Source organism: Paenibacillus periandrae, assembly GCF_022458865.1.
GTDB classification, from domain to species: domain Bacteria; phylum Bacillota; class Bacilli; order Paenibacillales; family NBRC-103111; genus Paenibacillus_S; species Paenibacillus_S periandrae.
The window spans coordinates 51,543-71,561 of record NZ_JAJNMU010000022.1; the positions used below are offsets into that span (position 1 = coordinate 51,543).

Genomic DNA, 20,019 nt, shown 5'->3' on the forward strand with positions numbered 1-20,019 from the left:
AAACTAAAGGAGGATTTTATTATGGAGCAATTACGTAAGCAGGACCCCAAAATCGTGGAGGCCATGAATCTTGAAATCGGTCGTCAACGCGACAAAATCGAATTGATCGCATCCGAAAATTTCGTCAGCGAGGCGGTACTGCAAGCAATGGGTACAGTTCTGACTAACAAATATGCTGAAGGCTACCCTGGCCGACGTTATTATGGCGGCTGCGAGTATGTGGACATTGTAGAAGACATCGCTCGTGACCGTGCCAAGGAATTGTTTGGAGCTGAGCATGCCAACGTACAACCGCATTCTGGCGCTCAAGCGAACATGGCTGTTTACTTGGCAGCCCTGCAGCCTGGAGATACGGTATTGGGCATGAGCTTGGCTCATGGTGGTCACTTGACCCACGGCAGCCCGGTTAATGCATCCGGTATTTTATATAATTTCGTTTCTTACGGTGTAAGCGAAAGCGACTCCCGTATTGATTATAATGATGTGCGCAAAGCGGCGTTCAAACATAAGCCTCGTATGATCGTGGCAGGTGCCAGCGCGTATCCGCGTACGATTGATTTTGAAGCTCTGGCTTCGATCGCTAATGATGTAGGCGCATTGCTCTTTGTTGATATGGCACATATCGCTGGTCTGGTAGCGGCTGGTCTGCATCCTAACCCGGTTCCGCATGCACACTTTGTAACGACGACTACACATAAAACACTTCGTGGTCCTCGCGGCGGTATGATCTTGTGCCGTAAGCCATGGGCTGCTGCCATCGATAAAGCTGTATTCCCTGGTACCCAAGGTGGTCCTTTGATGCATATTATTGCAGCTAAAGCCGTGTCCTTCGGAGAAGCTTTGCAGCCGGAATTCAAAACTTACGCACAAAAGGTTGTCAACAATGCCAGAGCATTATCGGAAGCTTTACTTTCCGAAGGTATTGATCTGGTATCCGGTGGTACCGATAACCATTTGATGCTGATCGACCTGCGCAACACGGGCATCAGCGGTAAAGAAGCGGAGCACTTGCTGGATGAAGTTGGCGTAACGGTTAATAAAAATGCGATTCCTTTTGATCCGGCGAAGCCGATGGTAACCAGTGGTGTGCGCGTAGGTACTCCTGCTGCAACTTCCCGCGGTATGGATGAAGAAGCCATGAAAACTATTGCCAAGATCATTGCCTTGACTTTGAAAAACCCAACGGATGCTGCTGTTCATGACAAAGTCCGCGGTATGGTTAAAGATTTGACTGCCCAGTTCCCGTTGTATCCGGGCTTGTCCTACTAATTCCCGTTTATGAGGATCGGATCCTCAATTCCCAAGTGTACGATATATAGACGATAGCAAGAGGCTGGAGATTTTGTAGAGATCTCCGGCCTCTTCATGATTTTAGGAAGCGCTCTGAGATCAATCCGTAACTGTACAGCATAGGGGCAATTGTGAATGCTCCTCGTCCTTGCTGCTATGATCCGTGCATGTAGTAGGAAGGAACGGTACATTCATCACGTGGAGCCCGCATTTGTACACTGGAGCCTCTAAGCGGTTGAGCCTGTCGTCTATGCGCGAAACTTGTTGGGATAACATCGGACAGGTGTGGTATAATAGACGAGATTTGGCGTAAAGGGGAATTGTTTATGGGAAAATTATTTGTGTGTGACCATCCGTTGATCCAGCACAAGCTTACGTACATACGGGATGAATCCACACTTACCAAAGATTTTCGTGAATTGGTTGATGAAGTATCAACACTGATGGCGTATGAAATTACAAGAGACATCCCGCTTGAAACCGTGCAGGTCAAAACGCCAGTGACTACGACGGATTGTAAAGTGATTTCGGGCAGAATGCTGGGACTTATCCCGATTTTGCGTGCAGGACTTGGCATGGTAGACGGTATTCTGAGATTAGTACCCGCAGCCAAGGTAGGTCATATCGGCTTGTACCGGGATCCGGAGACACTTGAGCCGGTTGAGTATTATGTAAAGCTGCCTACTGATGTTATTGAGCGGGAATTGATCGTGATAGACCCGATGCTGGCAACCGGAGGTTCTGCCAATGCGGCAATAACGGCGCTGAAGAGCAGAGGCTGTACGCAGATCAAGCTGATGTGCCTCATTGCTGCACCCGAAGGTATTCACGCTGTACAGCAGGCGCATCCTGACGTGGATATCTATGTGGCAGCTATTGACGACTATTTGAATGACCACGGTTACATCGTTCCTGGACTCGGAGATGCGGGAGACCGCCTGTTCGGTACAAAATAAAATCAGCAAGCAGATGAGCTACACCACAGAAAATGTACATAGGGGGACAACCGTCCATGGGTAAAACCAAAGTAATTACGATTTTCGGAACCCGGCCGGAAGCCATCAAGATGGCGCCGCTGGTACTGGAGCTTCAAAAGCATTCTGAATTTATCGATTCACGCGTATGCGTTACCGCACAGCATAGGGAATTGCTGGATCAGGTTCTGGAAACGTTCCATATTACACCTGACCACGATCTGGATGTCATGAAGGATCGTCAAACCTTGAACGAAGTGACCGTACGGGTGCTTCAAGGGCTGGACCCGGTATTCCGCGAAGAAAAGCCGGACCTGGTGCTCGTACACGGAGACACGTTAACGACATTCCTGGCTAGCTATGCGGCGTTCTTGCAGCAGATCCAGGTGGGTCATGTGGAAGCAGGCTTGCGTACCTGGAACAAAATGTCGCCGTATCCGGAGGAAATGAATCGCCAGCTGACCGGTGTATTATCCGATCTGCATTTTGCGCCTACTCAATTGTCTGCCGACAACCTGCGCAAAGAGAATAAGTCAGAGGCAACCATTTTCGTAACAGGAAACACGGTGACAGATGTGTTCCAGTATACGGTGCAAAATGACTTCACCCACAGTGTTCTGGATTGGGCAGCAGGTAAGCGTCTGATCCTGATGACCGCGCATCGCCGCGAAGCACAAGGTGAGCCGCATCGGCAAATTTTCCGTGCCGTGCGTCGGATTGCTGATGAGTTCGACGATATCGCCATCGTGTATCCGGTTCATCCGAGTCCAGCAGTGAGAGAGCCGGCCTATGAAATGCTGGGTGATCACCCCCGCATTAAGCTCGTAGATCCGCTTGATGTACTGGAGTTGCATAATTTATATCCGCATACCCATATGATTTTGACTGATTCCGGCGGGTTGCAGGAGGAAGCACCTTCGTATGGAGTGCCCGTTTTAGTTCTACGTGAAACAACGGAGCGGCCCGAAGGTATTGATGCAGGTACGCTGGAGCTTGTCGGAACCGATGAAGAGCATGTGTACAATCGGACCCGTGCACTGCTGACAGATCCGGCATTGTATGAAAAGATGAGTCAGGCTGCCAACCCTTACGGCGATGGAAAAGCGTCGGAACGGATCGTGCAAGCCATCCTTTACCATTTTGGACATGCTGCAGCAAGACCGGAGTCATTCCAACCGTGACAATCCTATGACAAACGTCAGAGCGTGCAGTAGTACTGTTTGGTTTGGAATTGCCAAAAACGTTGATATAACAGCATTTTTAAGAATTTCATCCACAGTTATTTAGAGAGAAAGACAATTGACAAACCCGACGTTGCTTCGTTACAATAAGTGAGGATTCTCAGGAGGGTGTATATGAAACAGCCAAACCGTAATGATAATCCATGGCGTGCAGCTGCTTTAACGACGGCTATCGGAATTGATCTTGTTGTCTGTTTACTGGCAGGGTATTGGTTTGGAGATTGGTTAAGCCAAACGCTTGGCGGGCAGTTGTGGTTATTGGGTGGTTTTTTGCTGGGGCTTGCGGCTGGAATCATTAGCATTTATTTTATGATTAAGCAGTACGGAGGGCTTTAAATGAACGAGTTTACGGCCCATCTGAAAACGTTTCAAAACGTCTTTCTATTTTTCTTATCCTTTTGTCTGGTTGCTTGGGCGCTTTTCGTGGAATACCGACCCTATTCAGCAGGTTTGATGCTGGGTTCTGCCGTTAGTATGATTAACGCAAGGTATCTGGCCTGGAAAATTCGCAAGCTATCGGATAAGGTTATCGCCGCTCCACCGGGGCAAGGGATTCCGAGCAAGGCTAACATAGGCTTTCTGACTAGAGCGGCCGTAGGAGGTTTGGCGGGTCTTATCGCAGTCCGGTTTCCGGAGCATTTCGCGTTAAGCACAACCGTCGCTGGATACCTTATCGCTCAATTGGTAACACTTGTATTGGGTATTATTTCTGTCAAAAGATCCAAGAAGTAAATCCATCTGTGGAAAGGGGTGAAATTGGAAAACATGGAGCATCAAGTACCGGGAGTAGAATGGTTTGGATTTCACTTTGATCTGTCAGCGCTTCTTATGATTGGAGTGACCAGTGTTCTGGTATTAATACTCGCGATTGCCGGAACGAGTAAAATTTCGGTAACGAATCCTTCGAAGCTGCAAAACTTTATGGAATGGGTTGTAGAGTTTGTTGAAGGAATCATCGGCAGTACTATTGGTTCTAAACATGGGAAGCCGTTTATAGCACTTGGTTTAACCCTAATTATGTACATTTTCATTGGAAACATGCTGGGGCTGCCTTTCTCGGTCGTAACCTCAGATCACGTGTCATGGTGGAAATCTCCGACGGCAGATATTGCTGTCACAGCTGCACTTACGGTTATCGTCATTGCGCTTAGCCACTTCCTGGGTATCACACGCAATACGAAGCACTATTTTGCTCATTATTTTGAGTATAAAGGGGTTATGCTTCCGCTGCATTTGATTGAGGTGGTATCCAAGCCGCTGACGCTTGCTTTCCGTCTATACGGAAATATTTATGCAGGTGAAATTATGATTGGTGTCATTTTGGGAGCGGGTTGGTTTGGAGTATTCCCTCTAGCCATATGGCAAGGTTTTAGTGTGTTCGTTGGCGCCATTCAGGCATTCGTATTTACAATGTTGACAATGGTTTATATCTCACAAACGTTGATTCACGAAGAATCTCACTAAGGTACAAGACTTACCTCGGGAAAGTCTCGAGTTATTTATAAAAAAACTTTACAATTTAAGGGAGGATTTTCTTAATGGGAGCTTTAGCATTAGTAGCAGCAGCAATCGTATTTGGTTTAGGGGCACTTGGTGCAGGTATTGGTAATGGTTTGATCGTAGGTCGCGCTTTGGAAGGTATTTCTCGTCAACCTGAACTTCGTGGTACTTTGCAAACAACGATGTTTATCGGGGTAGGTCTGGTAGAGGCAATGCCGGTTGTTGCATTGGTTCTTGCATTCATCTTGATGGGTCGTGCTTAAGAAATCGTTTGGCGGGGATGGTTGCAAAAGCCTCCACGCCTTCGTTTTGCCTACGCTATGAGAAGGGAGTGACGTTACTTGCATATTGAATGGTCCACGTTTTTTATTCAAATCGTAGCCTTCTTGCTTCTATATTTACTGCTGCAAAAGCTGGCGTTCGGTCCTTTGTTTGGCATGATGGAAAAACGCAGACAGCTTGTTAAGGATCAAATTCAAACGGCTGAAAATAACCGGAAGCAGGCTGAGCAACTGTTAGAGGAGCAAAAGCTGGCTCTACAGCAAACTCGCAAAGAAGCACAAGACATTATTGAACAAGCTAAACAAATCAGTTCCAAACAAGCAGACGAAATTACAGCTGCTGCACGTGCGGAAGCGACTCGCGTGAAAGACGAAGCGATTCGTGATATCGAGAATGAGAAACATAAGGCGGTTGCCGCCCTTCGCAGCCAGGTTGGCGCGATGTCTGTTCTCATTGCTTCCAAAATTATCGAAAAACAAATTGATGAGAAATCTCAAGAGCAATTGGTAGAGCATTACCTGAAAGAGGTAGGAGGCAACCAATGAGCCAGGATACCATCGTAGCCAAAAGATACGCAAAAGCGCTTTTTGAGCTAGCCAAAGAACAGAACAAGATTGCTCAGGTAGAAGAAGAACTGAAGTTTATCGTAGCGGTTTTAAAGGAAAACAGTGACTTGCACAAGCTGATCAAGCATCCAGGGATCGGGACTGTATCCAAAACAGCGCTGCTGAAAAACATTTTTGAAAGTCAGCTTTCGGAAATTACCTTTAGCACTTTGCTGTTGCTCATCGATAAAGGCAGGGAAGAATTGCTGGAATCGCTAGTGGGTTACTTTGTAACGATTGCCAGTGAGGCCCTTGGTCAGGCAAAAGCCACTGTTTATACGCCGGTTGTTCTTCAACAAGCTGAGCTTGATCATATTGCTGCGACATTCAGCCAATTGGTTGGCAAACAAATTCGTGTTGAAACGGCTATTGATACAAGCTTGTTAGGCGGAATTAAAGTGCGCATCGGTGATCGTCTGTATGACGGCAGTTTATCCGGCAAGCTGGATCGACTGCAAAAATCCTTGAATTCAACTCAAGCACTGTAGATAGGGGTGAGGAAATATGAGTATCAAACCTGAAGAAATCAGTACGCTGATTAAACAGCAAATTGAACAATATAAATCTGACATTCAAGTCGTTGACGTAGGTACAGTTATCACTGTCGGTGATGGTGTTGCCCGTGCGCACGGTCTTGAGAATGTTATGGCAGGCGAATTGCTTGAGTTCCCCAACGGTGTTCTTGGCTATGCCTTTAACTTGGAGGAAAGCAACGTAGGTATCGTTATTTTGGGACCTTTCACGGATATTCGTGAGGGAGACCAAGTAAAACGTACCGGTCGTATTATGGAGGTTCCTGTAGGTGAAGAATTGATCGGCCGCGTTGTTAATGCGTTGGGTCAACCCGTGGATGGAAATGGTCCTCTAAGTACAACAAACACACGTCCGGTTGAATCACCGGCTCCAGGTGTTATGGCTCGTAAATCCGTATTCGAACCTATGCAAACCGGAATTAAAGCGATTGACGCGATGATCCCGGTAGGCCGTGGTCAACGTGAGTTGATTATCGGTGACCGTCAAACAGGTAAAACAGCTATCGCGATCGATACGATTATTAACCAAAAAGGCAACGGCGTGAAATGTATTTATGTTGCTATTGGACAAAAACAATCCACTGTTGTTAACGTAGTTGAAACCCTGCGTCGTGCTGGCGCGATGGAATACACTATCGTTGTAACAGCAAGTGCTTCCGAGCCTGCTCCAATGCTGTGGCTGGCTCCTTATGCAGGCTGCGCAATGGGCGAATATTTCATGTACAAAGGCGAGCACGTGCTGATCGTTTATGATGACTTGTCCAAGCAAGCAGCTGCATACCGTGAGTTGTCGCTCTTGCTTCGTCGTCCACCGGGTCGGGAAGCTTACCCAGGGGACGTTTTCTACCTGCATTCCCGTTTGCTTGAGCGTTCAGCCAAGCTGAGCGATGCACTTGGCGGCGGATCGATCACAGCTCTTCCGTTTATCGAAACACAAGCTGGTGACGTATCCGCTTATATCCCGACGAACGTTATCTCGATTACAGATGGTCAGATTTTCCTGGAGTCCGATTTGTTCTACTCCGGTCAACGTCCAGCTGTTAACGTTGGTATCTCCGTATCCCGGGTAGGTAGCTCCGCACAAATTAAAGCAATGAAAAAGGTTGCCGGTACGCTGAAGACTGACCTCGCCCAATACCGCGAGTTAGCCGCTTTCGCAGCATTCGGATCCGATTTGGATAAAGCTACGCAAACTCGTTTGAACCGTGGATTGCGTACATTGGAAATTTTGAAACAAGGCGTTCATCAACCACTGTCCGTTGAAAAACAGGTCGTTTCGATCTACACGGTTGTTAGAGGACATTTGGACGAATTGCCAGTACAAGATATTCGCCGTTTTGAAGCTGAATTCTTGGCTTTTGTAGATACGAAGCATCCTGAAATATTCCAAAGCATCCGTGATACAAAGGATTTGACTACGGATAATGAAAATGCTTTGAAAGAAGCGATCAAGCAATTCCAAAAAGGCTTCGCTACTTCGACTGTATAATACACAATGAACAAGGGCTTCTCTTTATAGGGAAGCTCGGTGTTCCATTTTAAGTCTTTTATCAGGCTTTTCGAGTGAAGGCTTTTCCTAAACAGAGAAGCTTCGAGAGAGAGGTGAGTCAGTTGGCAAAAGGAATGCGCGAAATTAAGCGCCAGATCAAGTCCGTACAAAACACAAAGCAAATCACCAAGGCGATGGAAATGGTAGCTGCATCGAGATTGAGAAAAGCTCAGGCAGCTGCTGAGGCTTCACGTCCTTACACGGATAAGCTTAAGGAAGTTGTCGGTAGTATCGCTGCAGGCAGCAAAGGTTTGAAGCATCCGATGCTCCAAAATCGCGAAATCAAGAAGACCGGATATCTTGTTGTTACGTCAGACCGCGGTCTCGCTGGTGGCTATAATGCTAACGTATTGCGCAGAGTGATGCAGGAGATCAAGGAAAATCACAAATCACCTAGTGAATATGTGATTTTTGTAATCGGTCGTAAGGGCCGCGATTTTTTCCGTCAGCGCAATATCGCCATAGCAGAAGAGGTAACGGGAATTCCCGATTCTCCGAGCTTTGCGGATATTAAATCGATTGCTGCGTCGGCAGTGAAAAACTTCGAGAACGGTTCATTCGACAAGTTGTATCTGGTTTATAACAAATTTGTTAATGCCATCACGCAGGAACCGATGGTTAAGCAGCTTTTGCCTATGGAAAACATGGGTGGTGTTGCATCCGTTGCTAACTATGAGTATGAGCCGTCTCCTGAGGGTGTGCTTGAAGTACTGCTGCCTAAATATGCGGAAACTTTAATTTATAGTGCGGTATTGGAAGGTAAAGCAAGTGAGTTTGGTGCCAGAATGACGGCTATGAACAATGCTACGAAGAATGCTACCAAGATGATCGGATCTTTGACACTGGTGTATAACCGTGCTCGTCAGGCTTCGATTACACAGGAAATTTCGGAAATTGTTGCTGGTGCAAATGCACAAGCTTAAAACTTGCTAGTAAAGAAAGTTTTGCTTAAGCAAAACTTAGCATATGCTTACGAAGCAGCTTTATCCAAAAATAAAGCTTAGGAGGAGAAAACATTGAGCAAAGGGCGCGTTGTGAATATAACGGGGCCGGTTGTCGACATTGAGTTCGAACGTGGACAGCTCCCTGAGATTTTGAATGCAATCACAATTGAGAAAAAAGCCGAAAAAGCTGGCGAGCAGGACATCAAGTTAACCGTTGAAGCTGCTGTGCATTTGGGCGATAACCTGGTTCGTTGTGTTGCGATGTCAACTACGGATGGTCTTGTTCGTGGTACAGAAGCAATCGACACAGGTGCAGCGATTTCGGTACCGGTAGGTGCAGCAACACTTGGACGTGTATTTAACGTATTGGGTAACCCGATTGACGGTAACGAAGTAGTAGACCGTACATTAACGAGCCCAATTCACAAAAGCGCACCTGCATTCGACAACTTGTCCACGCAAGCGGAAATTTTGGAAACAGGTATCAAGGTAATCGACTTGATGGCTCCTTACGTTAAGGGTGGTAAAATCGGATTGTTCGGTGGTGCCGGTGTAGGTAAAACCGTAACGATGCAGGAATTGATTCACAACATCGCATCCGAGCATGGCGGTATTTCCGTATTTGCCGGTGTTGGTGAGAGAACGCGTGAAGGTAATGACTTGTATCACGAAATGAAAGAATCTGGCGTTATTGACAAAACCGCAATGGTTTTTGGTCAAATGAACGAGCCTCCAGGTGCACGTCTTCGTGTAGCCCTGTCCGGTTTGACAATGGCAGAGTATTTCCGTGATCAAGAAGGCCGTGATGTGCTTCTGTTTATCGATAACATTTTCCGGTTTACTCAAGCGGGTTCCGAGGTATCTGCCCTTCTGGGTCGTATGCCATCCGCAGTAGGTTACCAGCCAACGCTGGCAACGGAAATGGGTCAATTGCAAGAGCGTATTACTTCAACTAAAAAAGGCTCTGTAACATCAATCCAAGCGATTTATGTTCCTGCCGATGACTATACGGATCCGGCTCCTGCTACAGCATTTGCCCACTTGGATGCAACAACAAACCTTGAGCGTAATATTGCTGCAATGGGTATTTTCCCGGCGGTTGATCCACTTGCATCTTCTTCCCGTATTTTGACTCCTGAAATTGTTGGTGAAGAGCACTATAACGTAGCGCAAGGCGTTAAAAAAACTTTGCAACGGTATAAGGAATTGTTGGATATTATCGCAATTTTGGGTATGGATGAGTTGTCTGAAGAAGACAAGCTTACCGTATACCGTGCAAGACGGATTCAATTGTTCTTTGCTCAACCGCTTCACGTTGCTGAAGCATTTAACGGGATTCCAGGGCTTTTCGTTCCGGTTAAAGATACCGTGCGCAGCTTTAAGGAAATTCTTGAAGGCAAGCATGATCATCTTCCGGAGCCAGCATTCCATAACGTGGGTGCAATTGAGCAAGTTATCGAAAAAGCAAAAACCATGTAAGTTTGCATTAGCCAATTGAGTAGCGGCATACACAATGAGTTTGCATACGCAAACCTGGTGCAATATAGCTTCTATTTGAAAGGTACAGATCATGCTTACGAAGTAAAGCTTTCCTTACGGAAAGCTCTTAGGAGGAGTCCAAGTGAGTACTTTCTTGCTGGAAATTGTTACCCCCGAGCGTAAAGTGTATGCCGATCAGGTGGACATGATTAGCGTGAAGGGTGCAGAAGGAGAGCTTGGTATTCTGCCAAATCACATCCCTTTGGTGACTCCATTAAAAGTGGCACCGGTTATCGTGAAGCAGGGCGGTAAGCAGCATTATATCGCCGTGAATGGTGGCTTTATGGAGGTACGTAAGGATAAGGTGGTCATATTGGCGGAAAGCGCCGAGCTGCCGGAACAAATTGATGTCGATCGTGCTAAAGAAGCCAAAACACGTGCTGAACAGCGTATGTCTTCCAAACAGGATCAAGTCGATTTCAAACGCGCTGAACTGGCTTTGCAAAGAGCGGTTAATCGGATCAACGTTTCCAGTAAATCATAAGGAAACGAACATAAACGGAGGGACACATGTTCCTTCGTTTTTTGTGTTATATAAAAAATGTGATATGGAATATTGATTAGACACCTAAACACCCATTTGATATAATTGTGGGGCATATACGAACAGAAGTTATGTGCATGTTTCGATTTGCAAATGAGGGAAGGCTTCGCGATTGCAACTTGGGTGCGCTTACAAGCTTACATGAATGGACTTTTCTTATAAATCTGACAGCACATTTCCATAAAGCTTAACTATTTTAGCATGGGGAGGCGAGTCGTTCACGATGTATATGAACAATTACGTTGTCGTATCCATTTTTCTCATTCTTGGAGTATTGCTTCCTGTTGTAGCGCTTACGGCAGGCCGTTTCTTGCGTCCTTACAAGCCGCTGGATGAGAAGTATACTACTTATGAGAGTGGTAACGAACCGGTGGGCGAAAGCCATGTGCGCTTTAACATCCGGTATTATTTATTTGCGCTGATGTTTGTCATTTTTGATGTGGAAACTGTATTTTTGTATCCTTGGGCCGTTGCGTTTAAGCAACTCGGCTTGTTTGCTGTTGTTGAAATGGCGATTTTCGTAGGATTGCTTGTGGTTGGATTAATTTATGCTTGGAAGAAGAAGGTGCTGCAATGGACTTCAATCTAGAGTCAATTACTCCGGAAGAAAGAGAAGAGCTGGAGCGCAATGTGTTTATGACAACGCTTGAGCAGGTCAAGGCTTGGGCAAGAAGTAATTCGTTGTGGCCTTTAACCTTTGGATTGGCATGCTGTGCGATTGAAATGATGGGTGCCGGGGCTTCCCACTACGATTTGGACCGTTTTGGCGTTATTTTTCGGACTTCACCAAGGCAATCCGATGTTATGATCGTAGCAGGTACCGTAACCAAGAAGATGGCTCCGCTGCTGCGCCGCCTTTATGACCAAATGCCAGAGCCCAAATGGGTTATTGCGATGGGCTCCTGTGCCACCGCCGGTGGACCTTACGTCAAATCCTATGCCGTTGTTAAAGGCGTGGATCAGGTCGTACCGGTTGATGTCTACATTCCAGGCTGTCCACCGAACCCTGCCGCTCTGATTTATGGAATTAATAAGCTGCAGGAGAAAATTCGTTACGAGGCGAAAACCGGCAAGCAGGTGACTAATCGATGAGTGATGAACAAAAGAAAGATGAATTGGATACAGATAAACGGAATACGGATAAAACGGAGACTGAGAGCCCTTCAGCTCCAGATGCAGATGCAGATGCAGCTACAGTAGATGCAGACAAGGAGGCAAAGGCTAAGGCTGACGCGGAAGCGCGAGCTGCCAGAGCCATCGCCCGAGCCAAAAGGGCTGAGGCTGCAGCCGGGGCGTCTCCTACTGCGGCACAAGGCGCTGCTTCGACAGAAGTTACCGCGGGTGATCCAGCAGCAGCGGATGATGAGAAGGAAGCGAAAGCGAAGGCTGCCGCTGAAGCACGCGCCGCTCGTGCCGCTGCCAGAGGCAAGAAAACAGAGGGTGAAGAGGACGCAGGTCCGAAGGTACCTTCACCTTTACAACCGCGGCTGGATCATTGGGTAAAGCTGATCAAGGAGCAGGTAGGCGAGACTGCGATCGAAGAAGCTTTTATTAATGAAAGGGATGCACATTTGCCTTATGTGATCATTAAGAACGAACACTGGGCTGGAGTTGCATTATTGTTGAAGCAGCATTGTGAGCTGAAGCTGAACTATTTACGAAATGTTTCAGGTATTGATCAGGAGACTCACATGGAGGTTGCCTACCACTTGCTCAGTCTGGACACGAAGGCGGAGATGTGCGTGAAAGTGAAAACGTCTCGTGAAACACCATCCATACACTCCGTCACACCGATATGGCCAACTGCCAATTGGAATGAGCGTGAGATCTTTGATCTGCTCGGTATTGATTTTCCCGGACATCCGGACTTAAGAAGAATAATGATGTCCGACGATTGGGTCGGCCATCCGCTGCGTAAAGATTATGAAGCGCTTGATCCGGAGGTGTAGAAGCTTTTGATTAGAACGGAAGAATTGCTGCTGAATGTTGGACCTCAGCATCCCAGTACGCACGGGGTGTTTCGGATAGTGGTCAAGCTGGATGGTGAAATCATCACTCATGCTGATCCTGTTATGGGTTATCTCCACAGAGGGACGGAGAAGCTCGCAGAAAATTTATCGTATACACAAATCATTCCTTACACGGATCGTATGGACTATGTTTCGGCGATGACCAATAACTATGTGCTTGTGCATGCAGTAGAAAAGCTGATGGGATTGGAAATACCGGAAAAAGCTGATTTTCTGCGACTTATTGTGATGGAACTGCAGCGGGTTGCCAGTCATTTGGTGTGGTGGGGAACCTATTTGCTGGATATTGGCGCGATGAGCCCGTTTTTGTTTGCATTTCGCGACCGGGAAATTATTATCGATCTGTTCAATGAATTGTGCGGTGCCCGTTTAACCTATAATTATATGAGGGTTGGCGGCGTGAAGTGGGACGCTCCTGAGGGCTGGATCGAAAAAGTACGCAAATTCATACCCTACATGAAAGAGAAATTAATTGAATATGGTAATTTAGTTAGCGGTAATGAGATTTTTCTGGCACGGATCAAGGGCGTTGGCAAATATGATGCAGAAACAGCGATTGCTTATGGGCTGAGCGGTGCTAATTTGCGCTGTACAGGAATCAATTGGGACATTCGCAAGGATCAGCCTTATTGCTTGTATGACCGGTTCGATTTTGATGTGCCTGTAGGTACCACAGGGGATTGCTATGATCGTTACCTGCTGCGTTTTGAAGAGATGAGACAGTCGCTGCGGATATTGGAGCAGGCCGTCGAGCAGTTTCCCGCAGAGGGTGAGATTATGGGTAAGGTGCCTCGTGTGCTTCGCGCTCCAGAAGGAGAGGTATATGCCCGAATTGAGTCGCCTCGCGGTGAAATCGGATGTTATATCGTATCCAGAGGCAAGGATAAGCCATATCGGTTGAAGTTCCGCAGACCTTCCTTTGTAAACCTGCAAATATTGCCCAAATTATTGGTTGGAGAAACAATGACCAACCTCATCACGATACTCGGAGGCATTGATATTGTCGTCGGGGAGGTGGATTGCTAATGGCCCAACTTTTAAATGAGCAGTTAACGTGGATCAATTTTGCGATTTTTTTCGCATGGGGTGTCGTACTGCTGATGGTTGTATTAGGCTTCGTTACTTATGCGATTTATTTTGAGCGAAAGGTTATTGGCTGGATGCAGATGCGTATTGGTCCCAATCGGGTAGGGCCGCTTGGGCTCTTGCAATCGGTAGCCGATGTACTGAAGCTGTTAATCAAGGAGGATACGATTCCTCATAAGGCGGAGCGGGAGCTGTTTATTTTGGCTCCGGTCATCACGTTTATCCCGGCTTTTGTCGTTATCGCAGTCATTCCGTTCAGCGACAAGCTGTTTAGTACAAACCTCAATATCGGGCTGCTGTTTTACGTGGCGCTATCGGGAATATCGACGATCGGCATTGTGCTTGGGGGTTGGGCCTCCAACAATAAGTATGCCTTAATCGGTGGTATGCGCTCCGCGGCACAGATGATCAGCTACGAAATTCCGTTGGTCATTTCCGTTATCGGTGTTATCATGATGTCAAGCAGCTTGAATCTGAATATTATCGCGCAATCACAGGCCGGAGGATTCTGGCATTGGAATTTCCTGCCCCAAATTATTGGCTTTGCGGTGTTTGTAATTGCGGGGGTATCGGAGCTGAATCGAACTCCATTTGACCTTCCAGAGGCGGAGTCAGAGCTGGTGGCGGGCTATCACGTAGAGTACAGCGGGTTCCGGTTTGCGTTCTTTATGCTTGCGGAGTATGTTTATGTGTTCGCCATTGCCGGACTTGCAACCACGCTGTTCCTTGGGGGATGGCATGCACCCTTTGCTTTTCTTGATTTTATCCCAGGCTTAGTCTGGTTTTTATTGAAATTCTCAACCATCGTTTTCTTCTTGTTCTGGATTCGGGCTACGCTGCCGCGGATTCGCGTCGATCAATTAATGGGATTGGGCTGGAAGCTTTTGCTTCCGTTAGCGTTAATCAATGTGCTTGTTACTGCTGTTTATATGAGCATTGGCAGGTCATAAGCCCTTGCAGTCGGTGTATTTCTTCAAATAGGAAGGGTGAGAATTGATGAAAGGGATAGTGAAAGGACTCAGAGTTACCCTCAAAAGCATGACGCAAAAAAAAGTAACCTATGCTTACCCTGAAGTACCGATAAAGATGCCGGACCGGTTTCGGGGAATTCAACACTTTGATCCTGAAAAATGTATTGTGTGCAACCAGTGTGCCCGTATTTGTCCAACTGAATGTATTACGCTAACAGGTAAAGCCAATCCGGATCCAGAGAAAAAGGGCAAAGTTATCGATACGTACGATATTAATTTCGAGCTCTGTATTTTGTGCGATTTGTGTACAGAGGTGTGCCCGACTGAGGCTATTGTCATGACGAATAACTTTGAGCTTAGTGCTTACAGCCGTGACGACCTTTTCAAAAATTTGGCATGGTTAAATGAAAACAATGTGAATGTGCGCAAGGAAAACAATTCAGCGCTTCCGAAAGGCGGGGCTAAGTAGCATGTTGAGCAATATGGGGACTTTTTTGTCCAGCGGCGAGAACATTGCCTTTTTCATCTTTGCTTTAATGGCTATCGGCGGTGCGATCTTTATGCTAAGCTTCACAAAGGTTGTGCATATGGTCGTGGCAATTGCAATGACTTTTATTAGTATGGCTGGGTTATATGTCATACTGAATGCCGAGTTTGTCGCATTTGTGCAGGTGCTGATTTATGCAGGCGCCATTTCGATCCTGATGATATTCGGGATTATGATGACCAAGCATCAGGGTGAAGAGATCGAACCGAAACGACCTGTGTACAATACACTGCGCTTTATCGGGGCGGCAGGTTTGTTCGGGGTTCTGTTCTACGCCATCCAAAATACAATGATGCCCACAGGTGAATTCAAGGACGCAGCAGACAACACGATGGAAATCGGGAAGCTGCTGTTCAAACAGCACGTCATTCCGTTCGAAATTATGTCTGTGCTGCTGACGGTGTCTTTTATCGGTGCTATTGTTGTAGCCAAAAGGGAGGAGGATTAATCGTGAGTGGATTAGCGATACCTTACTTAACACTGGCGGCTATTTTGTTCTGTATAGGGCTTTATGGCGCTTTGTCCAAAAAGAATGCGTTGATCGTGCTGCTGTCGATTGAACTGATGCTCAATGCGGTCAATCTAAATCTGGTCGCGTTCTCCAAGCTCGGGATACACCCTAACTTAACGGGACAGATTTTTTCTTTGTTCAGTATATCTGTCGCGGCAGCAGAGGTTGCGGTTGGTATTGCGATTTTGATCACGTACTATCGCAACAGAGGCACAACGGATGTTAATGAAATGAATTCGTTAAAACGATAAGACGTTGTTAATGGGGTTCATAACGCTTTCGACGTAAGCTTGCTAAAGCAGGCTTGAAGTAATGCTTTCGATGTAGCTTGCTGTGCAAGCTTGAAGGAGGACTTGAATTCATGGTATCGGCCTACTCACAGTACGCCTGGCTTATCCCGTTGTTTCCGTTGCTTTCTTTTTTGATTATGACTGCTGTCGGTCGTCAATTGAAAGATGCAGGAGCCTATATCAGTATTGTTGCCATCTTCGCTTCCTTTGTGGTTTCCCTGATGATTTTTATTGAGCGTTTGGGTGGCAATATCGAAGACTATACATGGAACAAGCTGCAGTGGATTAAGCTCGGAACGGGTTCCCTCACAATGGGATTCGAAATCACAAATTTAAATGCGCTAATGCTGGTTATTGTGACTTTGGTTAGCTTGCTGGTGAACCTGTATTCCAAGGGATACATGCACGGGGACGAGCGAATCAATGTGTTTTTTGCTTACATTGCGCTGTTCACCTTCTCTATGCTGGGTCTGGTCATTTCGGAAAATCTGATCGAACTGTACATATTTTGGGAGCTTGTCGGGGTGTGTTCGTTCCTGCTGGTCGGTTTCTGGTACTTCAAACCCGAGGCGCGCGCTGCTGCGAAAAAAGCTTTTATCGTTACACGGATCGGTGATGTCGGACTGCTGATTGCAATATTGCTGTTATTCTGGGCAATGCCAAATCACGCAATGGATTTCACCTCGATTCATAATGCATTTACGACTGGCAAAATTTCCGGAGGCACAGCCACACTGATTGCGATTCTGATCTTTGTAGGCGCTGCCGGAAAATCGGGTCAATTTCCATTCCATACTTGGCTTCCTGATGCGATGGAAGGGCCAACACCAATCAGCGCCTTGATTCACGCGGCAACGATGGTTGCAGCCGGCGTATATTTGGTTGCCAGAACGTTTGACATTTTCCAGGCTTCGCCAACAGCGCTTCTGGTCGTGGCATGTGTCGGTGGCTTTACAGCTATTTTTGCTGCAACGATTGGTACAGCGCAAAATGATATTAAGCGTATTCTTGCTTATTCCACAGTCAGCCAGCTCGGGTATATGATGATGGCTCTTGGAATCGGAACGTCAGTGGCGTATACAGCCGGTATTTTTCATTTACTGACGCATGCCTTCTTTAAAGCCCTATTGTTTCTTGGTGCTGGTAGTGTCATCCATGCAGTCCATACACAGGACATTCATGAAATGGGTGGAGTCGGCAGTAAAATGAAGGTTACCGCATGGACGTTTGGGATCGGAACACTTGCCATTTCCGGTATTCCTCCTTTGTCTGGATTCTGGTCGAAGGATGCGATCTTGTCCGAGGCGTATTCACACAATATGCCGTTATTTTGGGTAGGGCTTATCGCAGCATTTTTCACGGCATTCTACATGTCAAGATTGTTTTTCCTCGTATTCATGGGCAAGCCGCGGCATCAAGTCAAGCTGCATGAGTCTCCTACGAGTATGACGCTGCCATTGATTGTTTTGGCAGTACTGGCCGTAGTTGCCGGATTTGTATTTACACCGTTCAGTCCATGGCTCGGCACCTGGCTAAGCGGACATGCAGAGGCGGAACATGCGAATATCGTCGTGATGGTGCTGTCCACGCTGGTCGGTTTATTGGGTATTGGACTTGGTTATTTGGTTTATATCAAGCGTTCGATTCCAAGCGATGCTATATCCAGCCGTGTACCATGGCTTGTTCGTTTACTGCAGCGTAAGTATTATATCGATGAAATCTACCATGCTGTATTCGTAGAACGGCTCAAAGGCCTTGGTAGTCTGCTCCACCTATTTGATGTGTATGTGGTTGATGGTATTGTTCGATTGGTAAGCTTCTCGGTGGTCGGTGTAGGAAGGGTAGGCTCGCGTCTACAAAACGGTCATGTACAAACCTACGGACTGGCAACACTGCTGGGTCTGCTTATTTTGATCCTGGCTATAGCCGGAAGGAGGTTCATCAATGCCGGATAGCTTGCACCTCTTATCGCTCATAGCTTTTTCACCACTGCTTGGTGTATTGATCCTGTTGTTTGTGCCAAAAAATCAAGGGCAATGGATCAAAGCCATAGCGATCATCACGACACTTATCCCACTGGGGTTGTCCGCGTGGTTGTATGCGGCATTTAATCAACAGGTGGCGGGTATGCAATTCAAAGAGGAATTAAGCTGGATTCAAATACCGCTCAATCATGAGGTATTAAACGGGATCACTTCATTTTTCTTTGAATTTAAGTATATGATGGCGGTTGATGGTCTTTCCTTACCGCTTGTCTTTTTGACGGCACTGGTTGCCTCGATGGCGGCACTTGCTTCGGTGTATATCAAAAAACGCTGGAAGTCGTATTATATTTTATTTTTGCTGCTGGAGACCGGAATGTTCGGTGTGTTTATGGCTCAGGATTTGTTCTTGTTCTTCGTGTTTTTTGAAATTACAATTATTCCGATGTTCTTTCTTATTGGGATATGGGGATACATGGACCGCGAAAGAGCGGCTAATAAATTTCTGATCTACAATGGAGTTGGCTCAGCGATCATGCTGATTGCTTTCCTGATTCTTGTCAGCACGGCGGGCTTTGGACAGATCTCGAATGAGACAGGGAATTCCTTATATTACAGCGGGGATATCAGCGTCATTACCAATCATTTATTTGAGACAGAAAACTCCTATGTCAATGCGGAGGACATCCAGAACCCATTCTATATGGGCGCGGGCATGAAATGGACCTTGTTCATTATGCTGTTGGTTGCGTTCGGCATTAAGCTGCCGATTTTCCCTTTTCATACCTGGATGCTCAAGGTACATACGGAGGCACCGCCATCGATTGTCATGATCCACTCCGGTATTTTGCTGAAGATGGGGGCGTTTGGTTTAATCCGTTTCGGGATTCTGCTCTTTCCAGAGCAGGCGACGGCATGGGCGACAGTGTTGACTGTGCTCGGCGTCGTTAACATTTTGTATGGGGCTATTCTGGCTTTTGTACAAAAGGATTTCAAGCTGGTGCTGGCCTACTCGAGTATAAGCCATATGGGTATTGTGCTGCTCGGTATCGCTGCGTTTAATACGATTGGGATGGAAGGCGCAGTGTTTCAACTGGTGTCCCATGGCTTGATCTCGGCGCTAATGTTTCTGCTCGTGGGTGCTATCTATGAACGAACAAAAACAACGATGCTGGATGAGCTTGGCGGCTTGGCAAGAACGGTGCCTTTTATATCGGGGATTCTGTTAGTATCCGGTATGGCTTCACTCGGTCTGCCTGGATTATCTGGTTTTATAAGTGAATTTCTTGTGTTTGTTGGTTTATTTCAAACTGCGAAGATTCTTACCGTGGTTGGAACGCTGGGTGTTATTTTTACGGCTGTTTACATATTACGAGGGGTACTGGGTATTACCTACGGCCCAACCAAGGTGCTGCCAGAAGGCATTCGCGATGCGCGTTTAGTGGAGGCAATTCCTATGATCACGCTGGTTGCTTTTATCGTCGTATTGGGTATTTATCCAGCCGTGCTCAGTGAGCCTCTGCATCAAACCGTTAATGGCTTCGATCAATTTATCCATACAATAGCAAAGACAGGGGGCTAGACCGGTGGAACAACTACAT

General features: G+C 46.7%; 23 protein-coding genes. All 23 read left to right on the top strand.

Going from position 1 to position 20,019, the window contains the following annotated elements:
* The first annotated feature begins 21 nt into the window (after nt 1-21).
* The 23 genes from glyA (at nt 22) to LRL21_RS31865 (ending at nt 20,000) form a co-directional block, all read left to right on the top strand.
* Complete coding sequence (gene glyA / locus LRL21_RS31755) at nt 22-1,269, top strand: serine hydroxymethyltransferase (protein ID WP_240419794.1); 1,248 nt, start codon at nt 22-24, stop codon at nt 1,267-1,269.
* Between the two features lie 347 nt (nt 1,270-1,616).
* Nucleotides 1,617-2,246: a uracil phosphoribosyltransferase gene (upp, locus tag LRL21_RS31760; protein ID WP_240419795.1), complete on the top strand. Its 630-nt coding sequence runs from the start codon at nt 1,617-1,619 to the stop codon at nt 2,244-2,246.
* A 56-nt stretch (nt 2,247-2,302) separates the two neighbouring features.
* Nucleotides 2,303-3,445: a non-hydrolyzing UDP-N-acetylglucosamine 2-epimerase gene (gene wecB / locus LRL21_RS31765; protein WP_240419796.1), complete on the top strand. Its 1,143-nt coding sequence runs from the start codon at nt 2,303-2,305 to the stop codon at nt 3,443-3,445.
* A gap of 174 nt (nt 3,446-3,619) precedes the next feature.
* Nucleotides 3,620-3,841, top strand: a complete 222-nt coding sequence (locus tag LRL21_RS31770; RefSeq protein WP_240419797.1) for an AtpZ/AtpI family protein — start codon at nt 3,620-3,622, stop codon at nt 3,839-3,841.
* On the top strand, nt 3,842-4,237 hold the full coding sequence (locus LRL21_RS31775) for an ATP synthase subunit I (protein WP_240419798.1): 396 nt from the start codon (nt 3,842-3,844) through the stop codon (nt 4,235-4,237). It abuts the gene before it with no gap.
* A 33-nt stretch (nt 4,238-4,270) separates the two neighbouring features.
* On the top strand, nt 4,271-4,969 hold the full coding sequence (atpB, locus tag LRL21_RS31780) for a F0F1 ATP synthase subunit A (RefSeq protein WP_240419799.1): 699 nt from the start codon (nt 4,271-4,273) through the stop codon (nt 4,967-4,969).
* A 74-nt stretch (nt 4,970-5,043) separates the two neighbouring features.
* Entirely contained in the window at nt 5,044-5,268 is a 225-nt protein-coding gene (gene atpE, locus LRL21_RS31785) for a F0F1 ATP synthase subunit C (RefSeq protein WP_076233548.1), read from the top strand.
* A 78-nt stretch (nt 5,269-5,346) separates the two neighbouring features.
* The gene (gene atpF / locus LRL21_RS31790) at nt 5,347-5,832 is read left to right on the top strand and encodes a F0F1 ATP synthase subunit B (RefSeq protein ID WP_076233547.1); all 486 of its coding nucleotides are present in this window, start codon (nt 5,347-5,349) and stop codon (nt 5,830-5,832) included.
* On the top strand, nt 5,829-6,380 hold the full coding sequence (locus LRL21_RS31795) for a F0F1 ATP synthase subunit delta (RefSeq protein ID WP_240419800.1): 552 nt from the start codon (nt 5,829-5,831) through the stop codon (nt 6,378-6,380). Before atpF ends, LRL21_RS31795 begins: the two co-directional genes overlap by 4 nt.
* Nucleotides 6,381-6,396: 16 nt before the next feature.
* A complete protein-coding gene (gene atpA, locus LRL21_RS31800) occupies nt 6,397-7,914 on the top strand; it encodes a F0F1 ATP synthase subunit alpha (RefSeq protein ID WP_240419801.1) in 1,518 nt (505 codons plus the stop codon).
* A gap of 122 nt (nt 7,915-8,036) precedes the next feature.
* A complete protein-coding gene (atpG, locus tag LRL21_RS31805; RefSeq protein WP_275901001.1) occupies nt 8,037-8,897 on the top strand; it encodes an ATP synthase F1 subunit gamma in 861 nt (286 codons plus the stop codon).
* 93 nt (nt 8,898-8,990) lie between these two features.
* Nucleotides 8,991-10,397, top strand: a complete 1,407-nt coding sequence (gene atpD, locus LRL21_RS31810; protein WP_240419802.1) for a F0F1 ATP synthase subunit beta — start codon at nt 8,991-8,993, stop codon at nt 10,395-10,397.
* 142 nt (nt 10,398-10,539) lie between these two features.
* The gene (locus LRL21_RS31815) at nt 10,540-10,941 is read left to right on the top strand and encodes a F0F1 ATP synthase subunit epsilon (protein ID WP_240419803.1); all 402 of its coding nucleotides are present in this window, start codon (nt 10,540-10,542) and stop codon (nt 10,939-10,941) included.
* Between the two features lie 283 nt (nt 10,942-11,224).
* Entirely contained in the window at nt 11,225-11,590 is a 366-nt protein-coding gene (locus LRL21_RS31820) for an NADH-quinone oxidoreductase subunit A (protein ID WP_240419804.1), read from the top strand.
* Nucleotides 11,575-12,093 (top strand): NuoB/complex I 20 kDa subunit family protein, encoded by a 519-nt coding sequence (locus LRL21_RS31825; protein WP_240419805.1) that lies wholly within the window; start codon nt 11,575-11,577, stop codon nt 12,091-12,093. Before LRL21_RS31820 ends, LRL21_RS31825 begins: the two co-directional genes overlap by 16 nt.
* Nucleotides 12,090-12,950 (top strand): NADH-quinone oxidoreductase subunit C, encoded by an 861-nt coding sequence (locus LRL21_RS31830; RefSeq protein WP_240419807.1) that lies wholly within the window; start codon nt 12,090-12,092, stop codon nt 12,948-12,950. The genes LRL21_RS31825 and LRL21_RS31830 overlap by 4 nt, the downstream gene beginning before the upstream one ends.
* Before the next feature lie 6 nt (nt 12,951-12,956).
* On the top strand, nt 12,957-14,057 hold the full coding sequence (locus tag LRL21_RS31835; RefSeq protein WP_240419808.1) for an NADH-quinone oxidoreductase subunit D: 1,101 nt from the start codon (nt 12,957-12,959) through the stop codon (nt 14,055-14,057).
* Nucleotides 14,057-15,067, top strand: a complete 1,011-nt coding sequence (nuoH, locus tag LRL21_RS31840; RefSeq protein ID WP_240419810.1) for an NADH-quinone oxidoreductase subunit NuoH — start codon at nt 14,057-14,059, stop codon at nt 15,065-15,067. The genes LRL21_RS31835 and nuoH overlap by 1 nt, the downstream gene beginning before the upstream one ends.
* Before the next feature lie 46 nt (nt 15,068-15,113).
* The gene (gene nuoI, locus LRL21_RS31845) at nt 15,114-15,557 is read left to right on the top strand and encodes an NADH-quinone oxidoreductase subunit NuoI (RefSeq protein WP_240419916.1); all 444 of its coding nucleotides are present in this window, start codon (nt 15,114-15,116) and stop codon (nt 15,555-15,557) included.
* Nucleotide 15,558: 1 nt separating this feature from the next.
* A complete protein-coding gene (locus tag LRL21_RS31850) occupies nt 15,559-16,083 on the top strand; it encodes an NADH-quinone oxidoreductase subunit J (protein ID WP_240419812.1) in 525 nt (174 codons plus the stop codon).
* 2 nt (nt 16,084-16,085) lie between these two features.
* A complete protein-coding gene (nuoK, locus tag LRL21_RS31855; protein ID WP_076233609.1) occupies nt 16,086-16,397 on the top strand; it encodes an NADH-quinone oxidoreductase subunit NuoK in 312 nt (103 codons plus the stop codon).
* A gap of 110 nt (nt 16,398-16,507) precedes the next feature.
* The gene (gene nuoL, locus LRL21_RS31860) at nt 16,508-18,391 is read left to right on the top strand and encodes an NADH-quinone oxidoreductase subunit L (RefSeq protein WP_240419814.1); all 1,884 of its coding nucleotides are present in this window, start codon (nt 16,508-16,510) and stop codon (nt 18,389-18,391) included.
* Complete coding sequence (locus LRL21_RS31865) at nt 18,381-20,000, top strand: complex I subunit 4 family protein (RefSeq protein WP_240419816.1); 1,620 nt, start codon at nt 18,381-18,383, stop codon at nt 19,998-20,000. Before nuoL ends, LRL21_RS31865 begins: the two co-directional genes overlap by 11 nt.
* The last annotated feature ends 19 nt before the right edge of the window (nt 20,001-20,019 follow it).

Excerpts from the sequence above, each read along its gene's own strand:
- atpE (WP_076233548.1), top strand. The coding sequence starts at position 5,044 with ATGGGAGCTTTAGCATTAGTAGCAGCAGCAATCGTATTTGGTTTAGGG.
- LRL21_RS31865 (WP_240419816.1), top strand. The coding sequence starts at position 18,381 with ATGCCGGATAGCTTGCACCTCTTATCGCTCATAGCTTTTTCACCACTG.
- atpA (WP_240419801.1), top strand. The coding sequence starts at position 6,397 with ATGAGTATCAAACCTGAAGAAATCAGTACGCTGATTAAACAGCAAATT.
- upp (WP_240419795.1), top strand. The coding sequence starts at position 1,617 with ATGGGAAAATTATTTGTGTGTGACCATCCGTTGATCCAGCACAAGCTT.
- LRL21_RS31825 (WP_240419805.1), top strand. The coding sequence starts at position 11,575 with ATGGACTTCAATCTAGAGTCAATTACTCCGGAAGAAAGAGAAGAGCTG.
- LRL21_RS31795 (WP_240419800.1), top strand. The coding sequence starts at position 5,829 with ATGAGCCAGGATACCATCGTAGCCAAAAGATACGCAAAAGCGCTTTTT.
- LRL21_RS31830 (WP_240419807.1), top strand. The coding sequence starts at position 12,090 with ATGAGTGATGAACAAAAGAAAGATGAATTGGATACAGATAAACGGAAT.
- nuoL (WP_240419814.1), top strand. The coding sequence starts at position 16,508 with ATGGTATCGGCCTACTCACAGTACGCCTGGCTTATCCCGTTGTTTCCG.
- atpB (WP_240419799.1), top strand. The coding sequence starts at position 4,271 with ATGGAGCATCAAGTACCGGGAGTAGAATGGTTTGGATTTCACTTTGAT.
- LRL21_RS31775 (WP_240419798.1), top strand. The coding sequence starts at position 3,842 with ATGAACGAGTTTACGGCCCATCTGAAAACGTTTCAAAACGTCTTTCTA.
- nuoI (WP_240419916.1), top strand. The coding sequence starts at position 15,114 with ATGAAAGGGATAGTGAAAGGACTCAGAGTTACCCTCAAAAGCATGACG.
- LRL21_RS31770 (WP_240419797.1), top strand. The coding sequence starts at position 3,620 with ATGAAACAGCCAAACCGTAATGATAATCCATGGCGTGCAGCTGCTTTA.
- LRL21_RS31820 (WP_240419804.1), top strand. The coding sequence starts at position 11,225 with ATGTATATGAACAATTACGTTGTCGTATCCATTTTTCTCATTCTTGGA.
- wecB (WP_240419796.1), top strand. The coding sequence starts at position 2,303 with ATGGGTAAAACCAAAGTAATTACGATTTTCGGAACCCGGCCGGAAGCC.
- glyA (WP_240419794.1), top strand. The coding sequence starts at position 22 with ATGGAGCAATTACGTAAGCAGGACCCCAAAATCGTGGAGGCCATGAAT.
- nuoH (WP_240419810.1), top strand. The coding sequence starts at position 14,057 with ATGGCCCAACTTTTAAATGAGCAGTTAACGTGGATCAATTTTGCGATT.
- LRL21_RS31850 (WP_240419812.1), top strand. The coding sequence starts at position 15,559 with ATGTTGAGCAATATGGGGACTTTTTTGTCCAGCGGCGAGAACATTGCC.